Annotated in this window: 13 protein-coding genes; 6 read left to right on the top strand and 7 right to left on the bottom strand. The window is 74.7% G+C overall.

Annotated elements, in window-relative coordinates:
* Positions 1 to 74: 74 nt before the first annotated feature.
* Positions 75 to 248: a hypothetical protein gene (locus QPK52_RS14560; RefSeq protein ID WP_410537908.1), complete on the bottom strand. Its 174-nt coding sequence runs from the start codon at positions 246 to 248 to the stop codon at positions 75 to 77.
* A gap of 338 nt (positions 249 to 586) precedes the next feature.
* Between QPK52_RS14560 and QPK52_RS14555 the strand changes: the two genes are divergently transcribed.
* The 3 genes from QPK52_RS14555 to QPK52_RS14545 all read left to right on the top strand — a co-directional run bounded on the left by QPK52_RS14555 (position 587) and on the right by QPK52_RS14545 (position 3,509).
* On the top strand, positions 587 to 1,420 hold the full coding sequence (locus tag QPK52_RS14555; RefSeq protein ID WP_410537907.1) for a winged helix-turn-helix domain-containing protein: 834 nt from the start codon (positions 587 to 589) through the stop codon (positions 1,418 to 1,420).
* Positions 1,421 to 2,113, top strand: coding sequence for an HAD family hydrolase (locus QPK52_RS14550; protein WP_410537906.1), 693 nt, complete (start codon positions 1,421 to 1,423; stop codon positions 2,111 to 2,113).
* A 145-nt stretch (positions 2,114 to 2,258) separates the two neighbouring features.
* The gene (locus QPK52_RS14545; protein WP_410537905.1) at positions 2,259 to 3,509 is read left to right on the top strand and encodes a phosphotransferase; all 1,251 of its coding nucleotides are present in this window, start codon (positions 2,259 to 2,261) and stop codon (positions 3,507 to 3,509) included.
* Here QPK52_RS14545 and QPK52_RS14540 read toward each other — a convergent pair.
* The 4 genes from QPK52_RS14540 to QPK52_RS14525 form a co-directional block, all read right to left on the bottom strand.
* Positions 3,406 to 3,669 carry a DUF5957 family protein gene (locus QPK52_RS14540; RefSeq protein WP_410537904.1) on the bottom strand — a complete coding sequence of 88 codons (264 nt, stop codon included), beginning with the start codon at positions 3,667 to 3,669 and terminating at the stop codon, positions 3,406 to 3,408. The two genes, QPK52_RS14545 and QPK52_RS14540, sit on opposite strands and share 104 nt — an antisense overlap.
* Positions 3,666 to 4,454 carry a cytochrome d ubiquinol oxidase subunit II gene (locus QPK52_RS14535; protein ID WP_410537903.1) on the bottom strand — a complete coding sequence of 263 codons (789 nt, stop codon included), beginning with the start codon at positions 4,452 to 4,454 and terminating at the stop codon, positions 3,666 to 3,668. Before QPK52_RS14535 ends, QPK52_RS14540 begins: the two co-directional genes overlap by 4 nt.
* A 38-nt stretch (positions 4,455 to 4,492) precedes the next feature.
* Positions 4,493 to 5,860 (bottom strand): cytochrome ubiquinol oxidase subunit I, encoded by a 1,368-nt coding sequence (locus QPK52_RS14530; protein WP_410537902.1) that lies wholly within the window; start codon positions 5,858 to 5,860, stop codon positions 4,493 to 4,495.
* A 209-nt stretch (positions 5,861 to 6,069) separates the two neighbouring features.
* Positions 6,070 to 6,759 (bottom strand): response regulator, encoded by a 690-nt coding sequence (locus QPK52_RS14525; RefSeq protein WP_410537901.1) that lies wholly within the window; start codon positions 6,757 to 6,759, stop codon positions 6,070 to 6,072.
* Positions 6,760 to 7,131: 372 nt separating this feature from the next.
* Between QPK52_RS14525 and QPK52_RS14520 the strand changes: the two genes are divergently transcribed.
* Positions 7,132 to 8,397, top strand: coding sequence for a PP2C family protein-serine/threonine phosphatase (locus QPK52_RS14520; RefSeq protein ID WP_410537900.1), 1,266 nt, complete (start codon positions 7,132 to 7,134; stop codon positions 8,395 to 8,397).
* Positions 8,398 to 8,404: 7 nt separating this feature from the next.
* Here the strand turns inward: QPK52_RS14520 and QPK52_RS14515 are convergent, their stop codons facing one another.
* Complete coding sequence (locus QPK52_RS14515) at positions 8,405 to 9,700, bottom strand: sensor histidine kinase (protein WP_410537899.1); 1,296 nt, start codon at positions 9,698 to 9,700, stop codon at positions 8,405 to 8,407.
* 135 nt (positions 9,701 to 9,835) lie between these two features.
* On the opposite strand from QPK52_RS14515, the gene QPK52_RS14510 reads away from it, so the two are divergent.
* On the top strand, positions 9,836 to 10,255 hold the full coding sequence (locus tag QPK52_RS14510; protein WP_410537898.1) for an ankyrin repeat domain-containing protein: 420 nt from the start codon (positions 9,836 to 9,838) through the stop codon (positions 10,253 to 10,255).
* Between the two features lie 121 nt (positions 10,256 to 10,376).
* On the opposite strand, the gene hemC is transcribed toward QPK52_RS14510, so the two are convergent.
* On the bottom strand, positions 10,377 to 11,312 hold the full coding sequence (hemC, locus tag QPK52_RS14505) for a hydroxymethylbilane synthase (RefSeq protein ID WP_410537897.1): 936 nt from the start codon (positions 11,310 to 11,312) through the stop codon (positions 10,377 to 10,379).
* Between the two features lie 483 nt (positions 11,313 to 11,795).
* On the opposite strand from hemC, the gene QPK52_RS14500 reads away from it, so the two are divergent.
* A complete protein-coding gene (locus QPK52_RS14500; protein ID WP_410537896.1) occupies positions 11,796 to 12,050 on the top strand; it encodes a hypothetical protein in 255 nt (84 codons plus the stop codon).
* Positions 12,051 to 12,496 lie beyond the last annotated feature (446 nt).

Below are 12,496 nucleotides of genomic sequence, written 5' to 3'. Positions count from 1 at the left end.
GGCGCCGCCCCGTCCCTCCGCCGCCGGGGCGTGGGTTCACGGCGGCGGGGGGACGGGCGTTCGGCCGTGCGGCGCTACGCCGCCGGCAGTACCAGCAGGGTCAGCACCACGGCGCCGATGCAGCCGCAGGCGGTGTTCCCCTCCCGGTAGCCGATGGTCAGCATGACCAGGCCGAACACCCCGGCCAGTCCGAGATGGGACTCCACCAGCTGTTCGAGGGCGGCGAGCGCGAGAGCGTAGACGGGCATGGCGGTCCCTCCTCCGGAAGACTCGTCGGAACGGGCGACGGGTGTCGGCAGGCTCGACGGATGAAGAGTGCTGAGGCCGAGGCCACGCCGTGCGCCGCCCGGCGCGCGACGGCGCGCTCCCGGCGAGTGCCCTTCGGCGAGGACCTTGCGACCAACTGAATTGCGGCTCTTACAACTTGCTCAAGTTGGTCTCCAACTTGTTGAACTTCTTCCCATCCGGATGAAACTCCAAAACGGTTCGCGGCCAACTCCCGCTCAATGGCCAGAAGTTGTACGGTCACAGCGTGAGCCACGACAACACCGCCACAAACGGAACGCATCCCTCATCGCGTGACCGTGTGGCAGACGCCCTGCGCGCCCGCATCCTCTCCGGCACCCTCCGCCCCGGCTCCCGACTGCCCACCCAGCAAGAGCTGGCCGCCGAGTTCGACACCAACCGCACGGCCGTGCGCCAGGCCATCGACACCCTCCGGCGCGAGGGCCTGCTCACCGGCACCGGCCGCGGCGCCCCGCCCTCGGTCGCCGAGCACGCCCGCGGGCACGAGGCCCCCCGCAAGGCCGACATCGAGCTGGCCGACCGGCTCCACGAGGCCTTCCGCGCCGAGCACGTCACCATCGACGTCTTCTCCCTGACCACCGAGACCCTCAACACCGCCCTGGCGCACGCGACGATCGCCATCAGCAGCGGCGAACTCTCCCCCCGGTCGATCACGGCGCGGGTGCTGCTGCCCGGCACCGAGGCCGATCTGGCGCTCCCCCGCCCGGTCTCGGACCCGGAGGGGGACGACAAGCGCCCCCTGGAGCGGCTGCACGAACTGACCCACACCTTCGCGGACGCCCTGCGCAGGCAGCTGGAGACCCTCAAGGTGCGCGACCTGGTGCCGGAGGTCTCGGTGGAGTTCCGCACCGTGCCCATCACCCCGACCCACAAGGTGTACCTGCTCAACGGCACCGAGGCCCTCTTCGGCTACTACCAGGTGATGCGGCACAAGGTGCCCTACCGGGGCGAGGAGATGGAGATCCACGACGTGATGGGGATCAGGGCCAAGCTCTTCCGCCACGCCTCGGGCCCCGATCTCCACGGCGAGCACGGCACGGCGTTCGTGGACGAGACGCGGCGGTGGTTCGAGTCGCTCTGGTCAAGCATTGCCCAACCCCTGACACTCGGTTAGATGCATGACCTCATCAGCTCGGCCGAGTGCGTCCTCTTCGACTTCGACGGACCGGTGTGCCGGCTCTTCTCGGGTCATCCGTCCGCCGGGATAGCCCAGCGCATGCGCGATCTGGTCGCCGAACACGGGCAGGAGCGGCTCCTCGGCGAGGAGGCCCGCTCCACCGGCGATCCGCAGGTCGTCCTGCGCACCGTCGCCGCCGCCCGGCCCGGCGGCGGACTCGCCGCCCTGCTGGAGCGGGCCCTCACCGAGGAGGAGATGCGGGCCGCCGCGGTCGCCCGCCCCACCCCGTACGCCGACCCGCTCGTCCGGACCCTGGCGGCCACCGGGCGACGGCTGGCCGTCACCACCAACAACTCGGCCCGCGCGGCCGAGCTCTATCTGACCGGCCGGCGCCTCGCACCGTACTTTTCCGGCCACATCCACGGCCGCCGGCAGGACACCCGGCTCCTCAAACCGCACCCCGACTGCCTGCACCGCGCCCTGGAATCCACCGGAACGCGACCCGAGCGCGCTCTGATGATCGGCGACAGCCCCGCGGACCTGCTCGCCGCCGGGGCGGCGGGCGTCCGCTTCCTGGGGTACGCCCGGAACGAGGGAAAGGCGGAGCAGCTGCGCGAGGCGGGCGCCTCGCACGTCGTCACATCGCTCCAGGACGTACTGACCGCGGTACGGGCCCCCACCTTCGGGTGAGGGGGGTGCGCGCGGTCCGGGCACGGGCGCCTCCCCCCGCGGCCCGCGGAGTAGTCTTCGCCTTCCCCGCCTCCCGTCCCCGCACCGCACCGTCCCGTCCCCGGCGGGCCGGTCCGCACGACCGAAGGACTCCGGAACCGCGTCGATGGCACACCCCTCCACCTTCCAGGGACACCACCGCATCTGGCACGTGGTCCCCGGGCCCGGGGGCCGCGGATGGGTCAAACTCGCCGAACCCCGCGACGAGGTCCTCTGGTTCGACCGGCGCTGCTTCCGGTCCGAGGAGGATCTGCTGGCCGAACTCGGCCGGCACGGCGTGTCCCGCGTGCCGTCGGCCCGCCCGGTGGGCGCCGGGGGCCCGGCGGTCCAGGACTTCATCGTGGGAAGGACGCTGTCCGAGGTCTCCCCCACCGGGGAGGCCGTGGCCGAGGAGCACCTCGCGCAGATCCTGCGGCGCTTCTCGGAACTGGCCCGCGTGCGCCCCGAGGCCGTCACCGCGGCGCGCCGGTGCTCGCGCCGGGAACGCGTCGCCTCGCCGCGCAGCTCGAAGTTCCTGCGCGGCCTCATCCGGTTCACCCGCAGGCGCGCCTACCGCGCCCGGCGCCCCGAGTACGGCCGGCTCTTCGACCGGCTGGGCGTCCCGCCGCGCGCCCTCGGCCGGACGTCGCGGCTGTGGCTGGAGGCCGGGAAGCTGACACCGCGGCCGTTCTGCCTGCTCCACGGCGATCTGCACCGGGCGAACCTGATCGTCGACGGATCGGGCCTGCTGTGGACCATCGACTGGGAGCTGGCCATGCTCGGCGACCCGCTCTACGACCTGGCCACCCATCTGTACCTGATGGGCTACCCGCCGTCGCAGGAGGGCGAGGTCGTCGAACGCTGGCGCACGACGGTGGAGGCCGTACTGCCCGGCGCGGGGGCCGCGGCCGGACAGGACCTGCCCCGCTACCTCGCCTACAAGAGGGCCCAGTCGGTGTACACGGACGTCGTCCGCCAGGCCCGGTGGCTCGCCGGCGCGGGCCCGGCCGAGTACGGCGAGCGGCTGAGCCGGGCCGCCGGGACCGTGCACGGCGTCCTGGAGCGTGCCGCGGACGCCCTGGGGATGACCAGGGTGCCCGGCAGGGGGGAGGTCGAGGCGGCATACGCGGCGCACACGGCGCACACGGCGCACACGGCGTCCGGCCGCGTGGCGCCCCTCCCGGGCCGCCCCGCCCCGGCCCCTGCCCCGGCACCGGCGGTACGCGCCGCGGCGGGGGCGGGGGCCTCCCGCCCCGGCGGGCGGGCGGGCGGTGTCACCGGCTCTCCTCCGGCCTCCCTCCCCTCCTCCGGCGGGCCTCCCGGCCGAGGAGGTACGGGCCCGCGACGGCTCCGGCCACCGCCAGGTAGAGGGGCATGAGCTTGAGCGCGAAGGGCATCGAGGCGCCGAGGACGGCCTCGGCGGTGAGGCCGACCGCCACGGCGGCCAGTTCGCCCAGGAGGAAGCCGGCGACGAGGCCGGCGAGTGCGGCGAGTACGTGCTTCACGGTCTTCTCGCTCTCCGGGATCGGGGTGTTCACAGGTACGAGGGGCCGGTGACCCGGCCCCGGAAGGTCAGCCACAGCCACACCTGGGCGGCCACCGGCAGCGGTACGACCGCCAGCACCGCGGGCACCAGCAGGCCGAGCACCTGACCGCCGGCCGCCGACTCGGCCAGGGGCAGCCGTACCCCCGCGGCGAGCGGCAGCACGGCCATGGCCAGGGCGGTCAGGGCGAAGGTGGAGCGCTCGCCGGCGCGGCCCGCGGGCAGCCGGGCGCGGCGGCGGAGGCCGCCGGTCAGCCGCAGCGCGGCGAAGGCCGACCCGTGGACGGCGAAGAGCGCGGCCACGCCCAGCGAGGTGAGGACGGCGGCCGGGCCCGCGGCCGGTTCGGCGGGATCGCCGGTGAGCAGCCCGGCCAGCAGCCACCCCCAGGCGAGGGCCGCCGTCCAGCTCCCGGCCACGGCCATGCCGTCGCAGAGCGCCCGCCAGGCGCGCCACGGGGCGCGTCCGCGCCACCACAGGCCCGCGTCCCGCACGATCCAACCGGCCAGCAGGGGGACGAGGACGGCGGACTGACCGGTGAACACCTCTCCCTCCAGCGCCGGGAAGCAGCCGACGAACACCCCGGCGGCGGCGATCAGCCACACCTCGTTGCCCAGGAAGAAGGGGGCGATGGCGGCCAGGACGGTCCGCCGCTCGTCCGCGTCGCGCCCCAGGTGGGGCAGGAGCATGCAGACGCCGAGGTCGGCGCCGCCGAGCACGAGGTAGCCGGCGGTGAACAGGCCCAGCAGGGCGGCGGCGAGGGTCTCCACGGCGATCTCCACGGCGGTCTCCGCTCTCGGTACGGCTCTCGGTACGGCTCTCAGTACGCGGGGACGGGGCCGATGTCGCGTCCGGCGGGCGGCCCGTCCCCCGGCGTCCGCTCGTCCCGCTCGTCCTCGCCCGGCCCCCCGAGCCCCCCGAGCGCGACGGCGCCGGGGCCCCGGCGGGCCGTGCGCAGCAGCAGCCACCAGTTGACGGCCAGCAGCAGCGCGAAGAGCGTGGTGAAGACGGCCAGCGAGACCCGCATCCCGCCGGCCGACACGTCCGAGAGCGCGTCCTCGGTCCGCAGCAGCCCGTAGACCACCCACGGCTGCCGCCCGGCCTCCCGGAAGACCCAGCCCGCCGTCATCGCCACGTACGGCAGCGGCACCAGCGCCATCAGCAGCACGTGCCAGCCCCGGAAGCGGAGCACGGCACGGCGGAAGCAGGCCAGCAGCGCCGAGCCGGCCGAGGCGTACAGCATCAGCGCGAACGCGCCGAGCATCAGCAGCGCGGCGCCGCGCACCAGCCCCTGGGAGGGGACGTAGTCGCCCGGGCCGAAACGCTCCACCAGCTCCGCCTGGAGCCGTGCGATCTCGGCCGTCTCCGCCCGCCACACCGCGCTCTTCATCGGCTGGTGACCGGCGATCGCGGAGAGCTGGAGGCCGCCGGACGCCGCCGTCCACAGCAGCGCGGGCGGCGCGAGGAAGACCCCGATCCGCAGCGACCTGCGGAACAGCTCGGTGTCGGCCCCGGACGGACGGGACGTGCCGCGCCGGCGGAGGTGGTACGCGCTGACCCCGGCGACGAAGAACGCCGCCGTCAGCAGCGCCCCGCCCGCGATGTGCCCGAAGGCGAGCAGCGTGCTGGGGTTGGCCAGGACGGCGGGGGCGTCGGCCAGTTCGATGCCGTGCGCCGTCCTGGCGTACCCCACGGGGTGGTTGAGGAAGCCGTTGGCGACCAGGATCCAGTAGGCCGACAGGTAGGCGGTGCCGGTGACCACCCACAGCAGGGCGCAGTGCAGGCGCGGCCCGAAACGGTTCCAGCCGAAGATCCACAACCCCAGGAAGGTGGACTCGACGAAGAACGCGACGATCGTCTCCATCGCCAGCGAGGCGCCGAGGACATCGCCCGCGTAGTGCCCGAGCCCGCTCCAGGCCAGCCCGAACTGGAACTCCATGGCGATGCCGGTGACGATCCCGACCGCGTAGTTGACGACGTAGAGCTGGCCCCAGAAGCGCACCATGCGCGCGCGCACGGCCGCGTCCCGCCCGCCGTCCCCGCCGCTCCCGCGCCGCAGCACCGCCCACGTCTGGACTGCGGTCACCACGGTGGCCAGACCCAGCGTCAGCGAGACGAACAGGAAGTGCGCGGCGGCGGTGAGGGCGAACTGCCACCGCGCCAGGTCGAGTGCTCCGGTTCCGTCCACGCCACCACCGTCGGCGAACGGTGCGCCCCGGCGCATCGGCCCGTGGCGGACACCTCGGGTACGACACCGGGCGCGGCCGGGGGCTCGGACGTACCACCCGGGTTGCGTCCACGGGCGTGCTCCCCCTAAGGGGTCCCCGCAGCCGCCGTTTCCCCGCGCCCCCGCGCCTGCCCGCCCCCGCTCCGTCCGGCTCCCGTCCGGGCCGGTCCCTAACCCAGCCAGCCCGGCGTGATCATCCCCGACTCGTACGCCAGGATCACCAGCTGCGCCCTGTCGCGTACGCCGAGCTTGGTCATGATCCGGCTGACGTGCGTCTTGGCGGTGGCCGGGCTGAGCACCAGGCGGCGGGCGATCTCGTCGTTGGACAGGCCCTCGCCCACCAGGGTCATGACCTCGCGCTCCCGCCCGGTGAGCACCCCGAGGCGGGGCGACGGGTCCGGCTGCCGCGCCCGCCCGGCGAACTCCGCGATCAGCCGGCGGGTCACCGCAGGGGCGATCAGCGCGTCGCCGCGCGCCACGACCCGCACCGCGTGCAGCAGTTCCATCGGCTCGGTGTCCTTGAGCAGGAAGCCGGAGGCGCCCGCGCGCAGCGCCCCGTAGACGTAGTCGTCCACGTCGAAGGTGGTCAGGATGACCACCCTGGTGTCCGGGAGCCGCTCGTCGGCGGCGATGCGCCGGGCGGCCTCCAGCCCGTCCAGCCCGGGCATCCGGATGTCCATCAGCACCACGTCGGGCCGCAGCGCGCGCGTCAGCTCGACGGCCCGCAGTCCGTCCCCGGCCTCGCCGACGACCTCGATGTCGTCCTCGTCGGCGAGGATGGAGCGGAAGCCCGCCCGCACCAGGGTCTGGTCGTCGGCGAGGATGACGCGCACCCGTCGCCCGTCGTGCTCTGCGGCCATGGCACGAGCCTATGCCGCCCGCCCCCTCCCGGCCGCCGCCCGCGCCGGGTGTGGAGAGGCTGTGGAACCCGCCACACGTCCTCCCAAGATCGGGTACGGTCGTGGCCCACCGCGCCGGTGCGGAACACGCCCGCCCAGGTGGTGCACAATTGCACAAAGCAGGTGCTCAACGGCCGAATTCGCCCTCTCCGCCCGGAGTGGTCCGCTCCGTCCGCCCGCGGCACGCCGCGGTCGGGAGGCGGCACGGTCCTCCGTCCGCGGCCTGCTGGCCCCGCAGGCCGCGCGGTAGTGTTCGATGCGGGTGGGGAGTACGTGCCACCATGACGAAAGAGGTCCCCGGCTCCGGCCGGCGCCACGCAGAGGGGAGGGGCCATGGGCAAGATGAGCGGCGACATCGACTACGCCGCCCTGTTCGACGCCGTTCCCACCCCCCTGTCGGTGCTGGACCGGGACTTCGTCTTCGTGGAGGCCAACCAGGCCTACCTGGAGATCACCGGGCGCACCCGCGACGAGCTGATCGGCCACCACCTGTTCGACGTCTTCCCCGTCAACCCGGACGACCCGAACGCCGACGGCCCCGGGAACCTGCTTGCCTCGTTCCGGCGCGTACTGGAGACGGGCAAGCCGGACACCATGATCCTCCAGCGGTACGACATCCCCCGCCCCGGCTCCGACGCCGGGTACGAGGAGCGGTACTGGAGCCCGGTCAACACCCCCGTCCTCGGCGAGGACGGCTCGGTGAGCCTGATCGTCAACCGCGTCGAGGACGCCACGGCGTACGTGCGCGACAGCCTCTCCCACCCCACCGGCCTGGCCGACGCCGGCGGCGGCCTGCAGGCGGCCGGCGGGAAGATCGCCGAGTCCGAGCTGTACGCCCGCGCCCGGGAGCTGTACGAGCACAACGAGCGGCTGCGGCGGGCGCACGCCCGTGAGCACGAGGTGGCCCTCACCCTCCAGAAGGCCATGCTCCCCACGCACATGCCGCTGGAGCTCCGCAACGCGGCCGTGCGCTACCGGCCCGCCCAGGGTTCGCTGAACGTGTGCGGCGACTGGTACGACATCATCAACCTCAGCGAGGACCGCTTCGCCGTCGCCGTGGGCGACGTCGTCGGCCGGGGCCTGGAGGCCGCCAGCGTGATGGGGCAGCTGCGCAGCGCCCTCAGCGCGGCCATGCGGGTCGCCGACGGCCCCGCGCAGGCGCTGTACGGCCTGGACCTGTACGCGCGCTCCCTCGACGGCGCGCTGGCCACCACCGCCGTCAAGCTCGACATCGACACCCACACGCACACGCTCACCTACAGCAGCGCCGGCCACCTGCCCCCGATGCTGTGCCACCCCGACGGGTACACCGAGCTGCTGGACCAGGCCACCGACGTGCCCCTGGCCGCCCGGAGCAGGCCCTCGCACCGGCCGCAGGCGATCACCACCTATGTGCCGGGCTCGACCCTCATCCTCTACACCGACGGGCTGGTCGAGCGCCGCGAGGAGTCCATCGACGTCGGGCTGAAGCGGCTCTCGGAGAGCCTGGCCCGGCACCGTGACCTGGGCCCGGAGGAGATCGCCGACAACCTCCTGGAGGACCTCGGCATGAACCAGGGCACCGCCGACGACGCGGCCCTGGTCGTCATCAAGCTCTGAGCGGCCGTCACGGGACGGACCTCCCCAGCGGCAGCCGGGCCTCCACCCGGTAGCCCCGGACGCCTCCCCCGCCGTCCTCCCCGCGCACGTTCCCGGTGGTCAGCCCGCCGCCCAGCGCCCGCGCCCGCTCCGCCATCCCCTCGATGCCGCTCCCCGCGGCGCTTCCGCCCGGGCCGCGGTCCGGACCGCCACCGGCGCTCCCCGCCTCCTTCGGCCCCTCCTTCCCCGGCCCCGCGTCCTCCTGTGCCGCCTCCTCCGGCGCCCCGTGCCCGTCGTCCTCGATCCGCACCCGCACGGCGTCCTCCTCGTGCCGGACGGTGACGACCACCCGCCGCGCCCCCGAGTGGCGGACCGCGTTCGTCAGGGACTCCTGCACGATCCGGTACGCGGCCAGCCCCACCTGCGGCGGCACCGGCCGCACCGGCCGCCCCTCGGTCACCAGGCGCGCGTCCAGTCCGGCCGCGCTCGCCCGCTCCACCAGGGCTTCCACGTCGTCCAGCCCGGCCGCGGGCGCGGTCGGCGCCGCCTCCTCGTCCGCCTGCCGCAGCACCCCGAGCGTGGCGCGCAGCTCGCGCAGGGCGTCACGGCTGCCGGCCCGTACCGCCTCCAGCGCGGCCACCAGCTCCCGCGTCTCCCCGGGCCGCTTGGTGTGCCGGTGCAGCGCGGCCCCGGACTGCACGTTGATCAGCGACAGGCTGTGGCCGATCACGTCGTGCAGCTCGCGGGCGATGCGCAGCCGCTCCTCCACCGCGGACTGCCGCGCCCGCACCTCCTTCTCCCGCTCCGCCGCGACCGCCCGCTGCTCCACCTCCCGCAGATACGCCTGCCGGTTGCGCTGGGCGTGCCCGGCGGCGATCACCCCGAACAGCCAGCCGGTGAGGAGCACCATCGCGGCGTCGTCCACATGGCGCCCGCCGCCCGGCCCGGGCGCCAGTTCGCCGTAGCCGACGGCCAGCATGGTCAGTACGGCCAGTGTCACGGCCGCCGTCATGCGCCCCTCGGCCGCGACCGTGTAGAGCGCGACGGCGAAGGCGATCATCGGCAGCGGGCTGTCGTACGGGTTGGCCGGGTAGTACACCGCCGCGCACAGCAGGACGGCCAGCGCCACCGGCACCGGCCGGCGCCGCCGCCAGTACAGGGCGCCGCAGCCGGCCGCGATCAGCGCCCAGTCCAGGGCCGCCCTCGGCCACGGCTGGGGGATGACGGTCATCCGGTACGCGTTGAGCCCCACCAGGGCGAGCACGACCGCCGCCGCCAGGAGGCGGACGGGGCGGCGGGGCGCGGACGTCGCGATCGGCGGCATGGAACGAAGCGTATGCGGGGCACGCGGGGGATGCGGCCCGCGGGAGCGCGGCGGCACCGGCCGGTAAGCGGGCATACGTAGTCTGAAGACGATCAGCCGCCGAGGCGGCGAGACGGTACGACGAGGAGGCACCCGATGTCCGACGCCCCGACCCCCGAGACCTCCGAGCCCGCTCACGACCCGGAGGTGCTCCAGCTCGCGGCCAAGGTCTTCGACCTCGCCCGGGAAGGCGACACGGACACCCTCGCGGCGTACGTGGACGCGGGCGTCCCGGCCAACCTGACCAACGACAAGGGCGACTCGATCCTGATGCTCGCCGCCTACTACGGCCGCACCCCCACCGTACGGGCCCTCCTGGAGCGCGGCGCCGACCCCAACCGGGTCAACGACCGCGGCCAGACCCCCATCGGAGGCGCGGTCTTCAAGGACCAGGAGGAGATGGTGCGGCTGCTGCTGGAGGCCGGCGCCGACCCGGCCGCCGGCAACCCGTCGGCCATCGACACGGCCCGGATGTTCGGCCGCCACGAGCTGCTGAAGCTGCTCGGCGCGGAGTGAGCCGCGCTGCGAGGCGGCCGGCCGGGGCGCGGGCCCCGGCCGGCCGCCTCGCGCGTCCCGCCCTCCCGGCACCGGACACGGCGGTTCTCCGCGCCGGGGGCGGACCCCCGGCGCGATGCGCCTAGTGCGCGATGCCGTCGATCAGGCCGCGCGCGCCCTGGCGGAGCAGGGCGACGGCGACGGAGGTGCCCAGGGTGGCCGGGTCGAGGCGGCCCGCCCACTCGTGCGCGTTGAGGACGGTCTTGCCGTCGGGAGTGAACACACAAGCCCGCAGCGAGAGTTCGCCGCCCCGCTCGGTCCTGGCGTACCCGGCGATCGGGCTGTTGCAGTGCCCCTGGAGGACGTGGAGCAGCATCCGCTCGGCGGTGGCCTCGCGGTGGGTGTCCGGGTCGCCCAGGCCGCTGACGGCCTCGATCAGGGCGGTGTCGCCCTCCCGGCACTGGAGGACGAGGATCCCCGCGCCGATCGGCGGCATCATCACCTCGGTCGGCAGGATCTCGCTGATCACGTCCGGGCGGCCGATCCGCTCCAGGCCGGAGACCGCCAGCAGCAGGGCGTCCGCCTCCCCCGCCGCCATCTTCTCCATGCGCCGGTTGGCGTTCCCCCGGAACGGCACGCACTCCAGGTGCGGGTGGGAGCCCGCGAGCTGCGCGACGCGCCGCACCGAGGAGGTGCCGATCCGGGTGCCGGGCGGGAGTTCGTCCAGTGTGAGGCCGCCGGGGTGGACCAGGGCGTCGCGGACGTCGTCGCGCTCGAGGAAGGCGGCGAAAACCGTACCGGCGGGGAGCGGCCGGTCGGCGGGGACGTCCTTGAGGCAGTGCACCGCCAGGTCCGCCTCGCCGGCCAGCAGCGCGGCGTCCACCTCCTTGGTGAACGCGCCCTTCCCCTCGACCTGCGAGAGGTCGCCCAGCCACTTGTCGCCGGTGGTCCGCACCGGGACGACCTCGGTGCGGACGTGCGGGTGGAGCGCGGCCAGTCCGGCGCGGACGCGTTCCACCTGCGCCAGTGCCATGGGCGAGTCGCGGGAGACGATACGGATCAGCTCAGGGGCGGACATACCGCTCACGATAGACCTCCGGGCTCGCGTCCCGGTGGGCGCCGCGGTCGAACCACCCGTCCCCGCGGCCAGTTGACTCCTGCACCGCGCCGTCACCTTCCGTTCTCCTTCCCGGGGTCCGTGTGGGGCCACGGTGAAAAATCAGTCGGCGGCGGCGTCGGAAAGCGACGATCGGGATACAGAAAGTGATAGTCGCCCGTCAGAGGGCATCGACGTATCACGGAGCACGATGGAATCCCGAACTCACCACTCCCCGGCGGTCTTCGCCGACGGCGAGGAACTCGCCCGCGCCGCGAGGGACGCGGGCGCGGACACGACCGCGGAGACTCCTCCGGGCCGCTGCGCCGGGGGTCCCCCGCGGACGCCGGCGCCCGTACACGCCGGGTGCGCACCGGCCGCCGTACCGCCTGCCGAGCCGCCTGCCGGACCACCGGCCGAGCCGCCGGGGACGGCCCTGGCCGCGCTGCGGCCCGGGGAGGCGCGGTGAGCGCGGAGAGGCGGGAGAGGCGGGGGAGTCCGCCCGCGATCGCGGTCGGCTCGGTGGCACGGGATCTGCGGGACGGGCGGATCGGCGACGTGATGGACGTCCACCCCGGACGGGTGTGGCTGCGCCCGCTCGGCGGCGGGCGGGAGTGGGACGCGAAGCCGGACGACGTCCGGCCGCTCACCGCGCACGAGCAGCTCAGCGCCCGTCTCGCCGCCGCCAACGCCCGCAGCCGGCGCCTTCTGCCGCCGTGACCCGGGCCGTCGCGACCGGGCCCGCCGTCACCGGGCCCGCCGCCGCGGAGGAGCGTCTCAGCGCTCGTCCCCGGAACCGCCGGGAGGCTCCCGGCGGTTCCGCCGGGCCGAGCCGAGGGCGACGCCGAAGGCCGTCCCGACGCCGATCCCGAGGGCGATGTTGTCGAAGACCGCCGGCCCGAGGGCGACGCGATCGCCGTTCCAATGGAGATCCCCATCGCGAGATCGCCGTTCCCCGGCCGCTCCCCGCCGTTGTTCCCGTTTCCCTCCGTCATGGCCACACCCTCCCGTCCGCCCGCCTCACCGGGCGAGTCGGCGGGCGGGCGGCGGCGGGTGGCCGGAAGTCGCCCTGCCGCACGCGGCGGCCGGGTCCGTACGCTGCGGTGTGGAGATCACCGGCGGAGCCGGACCGGCGCCGGGACCGGGAACGGGACCGAGGGGGCAGT

The organism is Streptomyces sp. KL2 (assembly GCF_046529545.1).
Taxonomy (GTDB): Bacteria; Actinomycetota; Actinomycetes; order Streptomycetales; family Streptomycetaceae; genus Streptomyces; species Streptomyces radiopugnans.
Note: the sequence above shows the minus strand (reverse complement) of the source record. Positions and strands in the feature narration are given on the sequence as shown.

Bases quoted from the DNA above. Each gene is read 5' to 3' on its own strand.
- QPK52_RS14515 (WP_410537899.1), bottom strand. From the start codon at position 9,700: ATGCCGCCGATCGCGACGTCCGCGCCCCGCCGCCCCGTCCGCCTCCTG.
- QPK52_RS14510 (WP_410537898.1), top strand. From the start codon at position 9,836: ATGTCCGACGCCCCGACCCCCGAGACCTCCGAGCCCGCTCACGACCCG.
- QPK52_RS14560 (WP_410537908.1), bottom strand. From the start codon at position 248: ATGCCCGTCTACGCTCTCGCGCTCGCCGCCCTCGAACAGCTGGTGGAG.
- hemC (WP_410537897.1), bottom strand. From the start codon at position 11,312: ATGTCCGCCCCTGAGCTGATCCGTATCGTCTCCCGCGACTCGCCCATG.
- QPK52_RS14525 (WP_410537901.1), bottom strand. From the start codon at position 6,759: ATGGCCGCAGAGCACGACGGGCGACGGGTGCGCGTCATCCTCGCCGAC.
- QPK52_RS14545 (WP_410537905.1), top strand. From the start codon at position 2,259: ATGGCACACCCCTCCACCTTCCAGGGACACCACCGCATCTGGCACGTG.
- QPK52_RS14550 (WP_410537906.1), top strand. From the start codon at position 1,421: ATGCATGACCTCATCAGCTCGGCCGAGTGCGTCCTCTTCGACTTCGAC.
- QPK52_RS14520 (WP_410537900.1), top strand. From the start codon at position 7,132: ATGGGCAAGATGAGCGGCGACATCGACTACGCCGCCCTGTTCGACGCC.